The sequence below is a fragment of the Endozoicomonas sp. SESOKO4 genome (assembly GCF_024606275.1).
The window spans coordinates 1-1,425 of sequence record NZ_JAHHPS010000250.1; the positions used below are offsets into that span (position 1 = coordinate 1).

Below are 1,425 nucleotides of genomic sequence, written 5' to 3' on the forward strand. Positions count from 1 at the left end.
CTGGCTCTGGACACAACCAACAACCCAACCCGCCATCAGAATCATCCGGGCAGGAAGCCCTCGCTCAACCCATAGGCTTTTTCACTAGCCTTCTGTATTCAGATTCTGGCGGGGATAATGGAGTCCCTGAACAACACCCACATACTTTGGGCTTGAATTGTTTCGTGCATCCCTGTCATGGGGCTTGTCAATTCCGGCAGTCTTCCGCCTCATCCAATAGCAGAGCGCCCGATCGTGAGGAAAGTTCGACAGACCACACGGCAGCAACGCCCGGACAAAGCTCATGCCCTCATTTGGCCAATAGATACTGCTCTGTTTGCAAACCTGTTAACGGGGTCGCCTCAGACGGGGTCGCCTCAGACGGGACCGCCATAGACTCAATGGTTGCAGTGACAATCGATAAAAACGCCCCTGCCGGGCAAGACATTTGCAGTTTGATTATATTCGGGGAGGATGGCCAGCTGCTGCAATGTGGGAAGGTTTTCAAGAATGCACAATTACTGTCGCGTCACAAAGGCAGCTACCACTCTGGGCAAAAAATCTGTGACCTGACTGTGGTCGGGGAGGATGGTCAATTGCAGCCGTGCGGGACGGTCTGCAAGAATGCGAACGCTTTAACGTATCACAAAAACAGAGACCACACGGGGCAACAAACCTGTAATGTAACTGTGATCGGGAGGGATGGTCTGCAACGGCTCTGCGGGACTGTCTGGAGAAATGCCGCAGTTCTGTCCATTCACAAAAGCGGACATCACACCGGGGAAAAAAACTGTGACGTGATCGTAATCGGGCAGGATGGCCAGCCGCGGCCATGCGGAAAGGCCTGCAAAAATGCCGCAGCTCTTTACGCTCACAAAAGCGGGCAGCACGCCGGGCAAAAAACCTGTAACCTAACCGTGATCGGTGAGGATGATCAGTCGCAGCCATGCGGAAAGGTCTGCAAGAATACTAACGCTCTGATGAATCACAAAAAAAGAGACCATTGCAGGCAACAAACCTGTGACGTGATCGTAATCAGCGAGGATAATCAGCCGCAGCTATGCGGAAGAGTCTATAAGAGTGTCCACAGCCTGTCGGCTCACAAAAGTGGATACCATAGCGTGCAACAAACCTGTGAAATGACCGTGACCGGGGAGCAAGGACAGCCGCGGCCATGCGGAAAGATCTGCAAGAATGCTCAAGCCCTTAGGGATCACAGAAAAATAGACCACACCGGGGCACAAACCTGTAACGTGACAGTGGTTCGCAAGGGTGGTCAGCCGCAGTCATGCGGGAAGGCCTGCAAGAATGCTAAAGCCCTTTCAACTCATAAAAGCGAATATCACACCGGGCAAAAAACCTGTGACATAACCGTGGTCGGGGAGGAAGGTCAGCAACGGCCATGCGGAAAGGTCTGCAAGAATGCAAAAGTCCTGTCGAATCACA

1 protein-coding gene is annotated in these 1,425 nt (G+C 52.7%); it reads left to right on the top strand.

What is annotated here, in order from left to right; genetic code table 11:
- On the top strand, positions 1 to 1,425 hold a 1,425-nt coding region (locus tag KDK16_RS04530), incomplete at both ends, for a hypothetical protein (protein WP_257274884.1).